The sequence below is a fragment of the Natrinema soli genome (assembly GCF_028618695.1).
Map to the genome: position 1 here is coordinate 1 of NZ_JAQIVI010000239.1, position 6,348 is coordinate 6,348.

8 protein-coding genes and 3 pseudogenes are annotated in these 6,348 nt (G+C 60.2%); 8 read left to right on the plus strand and 3 right to left on the minus strand.

The genetic code is table 11. The features are described from left to right. A partial coding sequence (locus PGX04_RS15445) for an SAM-dependent methyltransferase (protein WP_273739321.1) occupies positions 1-636 on the plus strand: 636 nt, incomplete at its 5' end. Here the strand turns inward: PGX04_RS15445 and PGX04_RS15450 are convergent. After that, positions 617-1,200 (minus strand): annotated as a pseudogene (locus PGX04_RS15450) (IS630 family transposase); the annotation flags it as partial. The gene PGX04_RS15445 and the pseudogene PGX04_RS15450 sit on opposite strands and share 20 nt — an antisense overlap. 69 nt (positions 1,201-1,269) lie before the next feature. Between PGX04_RS15450 and PGX04_RS15455 the strand changes: the two are divergent. Then, positions 1,270-1,470, plus strand: coding sequence for a hypothetical protein (locus PGX04_RS15455; RefSeq protein ID WP_273737889.1), 201 nt, complete (start codon positions 1,270-1,272; stop codon positions 1,468-1,470). Between the two features lie 48 nt (positions 1,471-1,518). Here PGX04_RS15455 and PGX04_RS15460 read toward each other — a convergent pair. Next, positions 1,519-1,962 (minus strand): annotated as a pseudogene (locus PGX04_RS15460) (helix-turn-helix domain-containing protein); the annotation flags it as partial. Positions 1,963-1,979: 17 nt separating this feature from the next. On the opposite strand from PGX04_RS15460, the gene PGX04_RS15465 reads away from it, so the two are divergent. The 5 genes from PGX04_RS15465 to corA all read left to right on the plus strand — a co-directional run bounded on the left by PGX04_RS15465 (position 1,980) and on the right by corA (position 4,773). Further along, positions 1,980-2,117: a hypothetical protein gene (locus PGX04_RS15465; RefSeq protein WP_273739322.1), complete on the plus strand. Its 138-nt coding sequence runs from the start codon at positions 1,980-1,982 to the stop codon at positions 2,115-2,117. A gap of 169 nt (positions 2,118-2,286) precedes the next feature. Beyond that, entirely contained in the window at positions 2,287-2,937 is a 651-nt protein-coding gene (locus PGX04_RS15470; protein WP_273739323.1) for a helix-turn-helix domain-containing protein, read from the plus strand. 301 nt (positions 2,938-3,238) lie between these two features. Next, a complete protein-coding gene (locus PGX04_RS15475) occupies positions 3,239-3,517 on the plus strand; it encodes a hypothetical protein (protein ID WP_273739324.1) in 279 nt (92 codons plus the stop codon). Positions 3,518-3,619: 102 nt separating this feature from the next. Continuing rightward, on the plus strand, positions 3,620-3,790 hold the full coding sequence (locus PGX04_RS15480) for a hypothetical protein (RefSeq protein ID WP_273739325.1): 171 nt from the start codon (positions 3,620-3,622) through the stop codon (positions 3,788-3,790). After that, positions 3,787-4,773 carry a magnesium/cobalt transporter CorA gene (gene corA / locus PGX04_RS15485; RefSeq protein WP_273739326.1) on the plus strand — a complete coding sequence of 329 codons (987 nt, stop codon included), beginning with the start codon at positions 3,787-3,789 and terminating at the stop codon, positions 4,771-4,773. The genes PGX04_RS15480 and corA overlap by 4 nt, the downstream gene beginning before the upstream one ends. 182 nt (positions 4,774-4,955) lie before the next feature. Here corA and PGX04_RS15490 read toward each other — a convergent pair whose 3' ends face one another. Beyond that, on the minus strand, positions 4,956-5,684 hold the full coding sequence (locus PGX04_RS15490) for an SCP2 sterol-binding domain-containing protein (RefSeq protein WP_273739327.1): 729 nt from the start codon (positions 5,682-5,684) through the stop codon (positions 4,956-4,958). Positions 5,685-6,003: 319 nt separating this feature from the next. On the opposite strand from PGX04_RS15490, the pseudogene PGX04_RS15495 reads away from it, so the two are divergent. Beyond that, positions 6,004-6,348, plus strand: a pseudogene (locus PGX04_RS15495) (sterol carrier protein); the annotation flags it as partial.

Below are 6,348 nucleotides of genomic sequence, written 5' to 3' on the forward strand. Positions count from 1 at the left end.
GGCGCAGGGAGGAAACGGGAATCAGATGGGGTGGATGACCGACGAGGTCGAGAAGAGGTCAGGGTGTTGGACATCGGGACGGGACGTGGCGGGTTCCCAACGCACGCCGCGGCCGAATGCGGGGCCGATGTCCACGGCATCGACATCGATCCGCTGCACGTCAGCGAAGCCCGTGCGAACGCTCGCGAGCGCGGCGTTGCTGAGTCGACCGAGTTCAGCGTCGGGGACTACCACGACATTCCGTATCCGGACGATACGTTCGACGCGGTCTCCGGTATCGAAACGGTCTGTCACTCGGAGTGCAAAGAACGGGTCCTCGAGGAGGTTCGTCGCGTCCTCGTGCCGGGCGGCCGTCTCATGATATCCGACGGCTTCAGGAGTCGAACCGCGCTGACCGACCCGGAGGCGGAGAAGCTGCGAACGGTCCTCGACGGGTGGGCCGTTCCCGACTTCGCGCATATCAGCGAGTTCCGGGAGAGCCTCGAGGAGCTCGGATTCACCGACGTGACGTTCGACGACCACTACGAGCAGATCATCCCGTCGGCGCGACGGCAATGGTTGCCCTCACTGGCCGTTACGCCCCTCCTCAAAGCCGCAGCCGCACTCGGCCTCATATTCAAGGACATAAGTACGTAAAGACATTCGGCGGTTCAATGCTGTCAAGCGCGGTGAGCGCAGCCTCACGAAGTTCATCTAATGTGTCGAAGAGGCGATTTCCAAGAGCCTGATCGAGGCGTCGCCAACACTCTTCCGCGGGGTTCAGCTCTGGTGAACCCCGCGGAAGGTAACACAATTCGATCGGCGTGTCTTCGACGAACTCTTGCACTTTGTTGGCCGTGAAATACGACGCATTGTCCAAGACCACACAGATTTTCTCGCCGAACTCGGTCTGGAGTGCGTCAAGCAATCGAACCGTTGTGTCGCTGTTGAAATTCTCCGCACAGGGAAGAAAGAACGTCTCGCCGGAATCACTGACTGCACCGAGCAGCCTGATGCTGTCCCACGCGCCCGTCACTGGGAGTGACGGGCGCTCCCCTTCCGGAAACCACGCATAAATCAGCGTTGAGAGCACCTGGCGTGTCTGATCAATGGTCAGGATCGTGTATTCGTCGTCCAAGTTGTCACGCTTTTTTTGAAGCCTTCTTGCCAGGCTTCTTGGGCTCTCTCGTCGGATTTGTAGTACTCCGGCCGGGCTGTCTTCTAGTACCTAAGGGAAGTTCTGAAGATACTTCCCGTAACTTTTACCGTATTACGCTTCTATGTTGGATTATGCCTCCTGAAGGATATACAACAGTCACAATCAGCGATGAGTTGGCTGAGAAACTTACACGAATTATGGCCCATCACGATCGCTCCAGCTACGCTGAAGCGATCGAATATGCGGTCGATACAACCCTCGTTCAAGAGGACGAAATCACCATACAGGAGTTGATTCAGTTGCTGGCTGAACGAGCGGAGGAACTGAACTAGCTCGTATTACGGTACAAATTACGGTATGAATTTTCAAAACTTCTCCTAAGTACTACAAGACAGCCCGGCCTCAGACATCAATCGCCGGACGTGCCGTTCACAGTACTCAACGTTGAATTCCTCGACGAGATAGTGACGAGCAAGTGGCACAGACCACGCGGGCGCATCTAGTCCAACGTCTTCGGGTGTCCCATGGAGTGCCTCAACGAACTGTTCGTGCTCGTGTTCAGAGAGTTCTGACGGTCTCCCTTCTCGTGGTTCGTCGTAGACAACCTCCTCGAACGGCTCGTCGGCGAGCCGTTCGAGTCGATCAAGCCACCGCGAGAGCCAGCCAGCAGTGTATCCATAGCGTTCAGCGACCTCTTGTAGCGTTGCACCATCTTCTTCAAGGTAGTTGATTGCCGCCATAAGACGTTGTGACGGCTTTTTCCCCTCGACCTCCGCCAAGACCTGGCGGAGGTCTTCGGTAGAGACGTTGTCGAGAGAGGTCATATCGGGATAACGTGCTCTTGTTTGAAATATTTTTAGCTGACAGTATCAAGAGCGACGCGTCCGTCAATCAGGGCGTGACCCTGTACCACCAGTACGAGATTATCAAGCGCGGAATCGCAGTCCACGGCAATTTCACCGCCGAACTTCCCGAGTAACGTCTCAGATGTCGTTTCCAGTGATCTATCGACGATCCCGAACTGAGCGCCGTTATCGGCGACAGACGACAGTCTCGAAGCGCGAGCCGACCGATGGCTCCCCTCGCTTCGCAACGCCACTGACAAACGGTAGCAAGAAGTATGTTCACAGTGTGGTGACGGTCGTGAGATGAGATACGCAAAATGCATCATCATCCCTGACGACGAGGGATTGCACCCCGTTGATAAGCGGATCGCGGACCATCCCGAGGTCTCGCGTGAGCTCCTCCACAACGTCAATCTCCTCGCCGACGAGACGATCGTCACGATCTATCAATTCTCGGGTGATCGGGAGGCCCTCGAGACGATTCTGAAAGACTCACCGATGGTATGCAAGTACCAGCTCTCGGGCGTCGGCGACGAGATCCACGCCTACATCCACGTCGGGGCACACGAGCGGCTCGTCGGTCTGTTGAGTATACTCAAGGAGTTCGAGTTCATCTTCGATACGCCCCTCGAGTTCACGCGGCGCGGCGGGTTGCGCGTCACGATGATCGGCGACGTACAGAGCTTTCAGGAGGCCATCCCGGATGTCCCCGACGGGATCAGACTCAAACTCCTCAAGACGGGGGAATACGAACCGAACACGGATCGACTGTTCTCCCAGCTCACCGAGCGCCAACAGGAGATCCTCCAGACCGCCGTCGATATGGGCTACTACAACGTGCCTCGAGCGGTGACGCACGAGGATATCGGCAACGAACTCGGCTGCACTGGTGGGACGGTCGGCGGCCACCTGCGGAAGATCGAGTCCAAAATCCTCGCACAGATCATTCCGTGACGACTGCGGTCACGCCGGCGCGGTGCGAGCAACGTCAGCTGTGACTGATGCAGTGCGAGTAACGTCGGCTGCAACTGGCGCGGTGTGACGGAGAGCGGACGGCCGTTTTTCTCACGGAACCGCGTTCGTGCGGTTGTGGGACGCCGTCGTGGCGATCCATCGCAGTCAGTCTCGAGCACCGACAGCGACCGATCCGGTCACCGATCTCGCGGGATCACCGGCTCGATCAACGGCGTAAATCGGGCGCTGTAGCGACGGTCGGCTAGAAACTGAAGAGATCGACGCCTTCGTCTCGAAGGTAATGCTGCTCTCGAGTCGCAACGAACACCTCCAGAAAATCCTCGTCCCGCTGCTCAAGCGGTCCGCACTCACGACGACGACGCTCGCGCTCGGCAACGGCTACGGGATCGCCGTCGGCGTGGTCCTCTCCTTGTTCCTGGCGCCCGTCTGGTTGACGGTTGCGATGGGAGTGCCGATGGCGATACCCAACGTCACCATCGGCGGCCTCGTCGGCGTCATCGCGTGGGCCCTCTACGGCGGGACGCTCGGGCTGGTGTACGGACTGATCCTCGAGTACTGACGGAACCACCGGTCAAACGGACACCCGACGGAAAACGGGCATCGGCTCCGGATTCGATCCGGCACCGTACTTTCTTCTCGATAGACTCGAATGGATACGTCCATGAATTGGGCCAGACTCGCAGGAGCCGGTTTGTTTGCCGTCGGATTTATCGGGTACGTCGTCGGGGTCTACGTCGAGTACCCCGGACGGGCATTTTCGATCACAGCGACCATCGTCGGCATCGCTCTCGTCGCGATCGCAGGACGGTCCGACTCGGGCGAGAGCGTATGAGCCTCGACGCGATGGTGTATACGGCCGACGGCGCGGAGCAGTACGACGATCTGGCGACCGCGATCGAGACGCCGGGAGAAACGTGGATACACGCTGCCGACCCCGTGCCGAGCGAGATGGACGCGCTCGCGGAGCGCTTCGACATTCACCAGTTGGCCATCGAAGACGTGCTCGACGAGGGGACGCGACCGAAGACCGAGGAGTATGAGACGCACACGTTCGTGTTGCTGAAGACCGTTCGGCTCAGCCAGCGCGACGATATCGCGTTCCACAAGGAGGTACAGACGAGCCCCGTCGGGTTCTTTATTGGCACCGACTGGGTGGTGACGATGTCGACGACCGACGTCGAACTCGTCGACCCCTCGGCGTCCCGGTGGGCGAAGAACGGCCGCCGATTCGCCGACCGAGGGACCGACTTCCTCGTCTACCGGATCATGGACGCCATCGTCGACGACTACTTCGTTCTCCTCGACGAGATCGAAGACGATATCGAAGCGGTCGAAGAGCGCGTTCTCGACGAGCCGGACCCTCAGCTGTTAGCGACGCTGAACGACGTCCGGCGGGACCTCCTCGCGTTCCGAAAGGTCGCCTGGCCCGCTCGAGAGGCGATCTCGTTCCTCTCGCGCGGCGACGTTCCCGAGATCGCCGATCACAACGAGAAGTACTTCCGAGACGTCTACGACCACCTCGTTCAGGTCGTCGACCTCATCGAGACGTACCGCGATCTCACCGGCGGGTCGCGGGACATCTACCTCAACACCGTCTCGCAGTCGACCAACGACGTGATGAAGACGCTGACGGTCGTCGCGACGATCTTCATCCCGCTGACGTTCATCGCCGGCGTCTACGGCATGAACTTCGCCGAGACGCCCCTGGCCATGCCCGAACTGTACTGGACGTACGGCTATCCGGCGACGATGCTCGGAATGGGAATACTCGCCGGGCTGATGCTCGTCCACTTCCGCCGACAGGAGTGGCTCTGAATCGCTCGCCAGGGGACGGTCGAGGACGGAGCGAAAGGGGGTGTGGCTGAGGACGGAACGAAAAGAGGTGCGGCCGAGGACGGAACAGAAACGAGTCACCGCGCTCGAGCGATCGAGAACGAGGACGCCACCGCGTCGCCGCCGACCGGTGGCTGACAGACCGTTCGTCGCCGGGGGTAAGTTCAGAAGATGAACCGGGAGTCCATGTCGGCCGAAACCTCGGCGAGGTCGACGGCCGCGTCGGAGTACTGCAGGATCTTCTGCATGTCGCCGTCGATCTCGAAGTCGCCGGACATCAGCATGTCGATGACGCCGCCCTCGCCGCGGACGAGCGTCGTCCACTGCTCGAAGTCGCCGACGAGTCGGAACCCGTACTCCCGCTCGTCGAGGTCGGTGATCGTATCCACTTCCCGGCATTCACCATCGTAGAGGTCCAGATACGAGTACATGGTGCCGTCGTCGGCGATGTTCTCCTCGAGTTGCGTGATCAGTTCGTCGAGGAGGTCGGGGAATTCCGCCCGCAGTTCCGGCCAGGTGTGGTCGGGGATCTCCGCCATCGTCGTCTCCATGACCTCAGTGGTGACGCGTTCCTCGAGCGGCCCGCTACGGGATTCGATGCGCTCGCGCACCTCGGGTGGCGCTTCCTCGAGCATCGCGTCGATCTCGCTTTCGGAGAGCCCCGAGAGTTCGTCGTCGACCGCGTCGACGATTTCCGGCGGTAGGTCGGCGATGGTGTTGCTCTCGAGAGGGATGCCCTCGATCTGGAAGATGAACGAGCCGTCGAACTCGACGCCCCAGCCCGCCGAGTGCTCGGCGTACTCGTTGCTTTCGTTGATCGCGTCTCGATACGCCTCGAGCCACGGTTCGGTCGGAAAATACTGTTCGATCGGTTGGAGTTGTTGCGTGCTCATGTGTGGCCACCGGGCTTCGACGGACCCGATATAGAACTGTGCACAGTGTGAACGCCTGTTGTGATTGCTCCGCGTATCCGAGGGAGTTTATCAGCCAGCGGGGGACGCTCGAGATGAGCCGCTCATTGCCGGCCGTACCCGTTCGGCGGATTTCGGTCACTATAGTAGCCACTGAAAGTCAGTGTGTAAATCGTTTCAGTGGCTACACCACCCACTGACTTCCGTGTCCGTCGATCGGTTCCCGTGCGAACCGGTCGCACATATATCGCCTCGGATTCGCGGACGAACGCTGAAGCCGCCGAATCCTGTCTGTGAACCCATGACAGACTGGTTTCCGTCCAGAGAGTGGTTGGAGAGTTATCGCGCCAATCTCAACGAGGACGACGCGTACGCGGCCGAGAGCGACGGCTGGGGCGTCGAGTTCGACGGCGACTTTCGGTTCGTCCTGACGCGACTCCCGCTCGAGGAGACCACGCTCGGGGACCTCCCCGACGAACTGACCGCCGACCTGTACGACCGGATCGACGCGCTCGCGGACGACGAGTTCGACCGTCTGCGGGAGACGGCGACGCCCGCCTTCGACGAGCGATTGGCGTCCGCCGAGGATGACGACGAGCGCGAGCGCTTCCAGCGACCCCTCTCGGGAGTGACGCTCGCCGACGTT

Bases quoted from the DNA above. Each gene is read 5' to 3' on its own strand.
- PGX04_RS15455 (WP_273737889.1), top strand. From the start codon at position 1,270: ATGCCTCCTGAAGGATATACAACAGTCACAATCAGCGATGAGTTGGCT.
- PGX04_RS15470 (WP_273739323.1), top strand. From the start codon at position 2,287: ATGAGATACGCAAAATGCATCATCATCCCTGACGACGAGGGATTGCAC.
- PGX04_RS15480 (WP_273739325.1), top strand. From the start codon at position 3,620: ATGAATTGGGCCAGACTCGCAGGAGCCGGTTTGTTTGCCGTCGGATTT.
- PGX04_RS15475 (WP_273739324.1), top strand. From the start codon at position 3,239: ATGCTGCTCTCGAGTCGCAACGAACACCTCCAGAAAATCCTCGTCCCG.
- PGX04_RS15490 (WP_273739327.1), bottom strand. From the start codon at position 5,684: ATGAGCACGCAACAACTCCAACCGATCGAACAGTATTTTCCGACCGAA.
- corA (WP_273739326.1), top strand. From the start codon at position 3,787: ATGAGCCTCGACGCGATGGTGTATACGGCCGACGGCGCGGAGCAGTAC.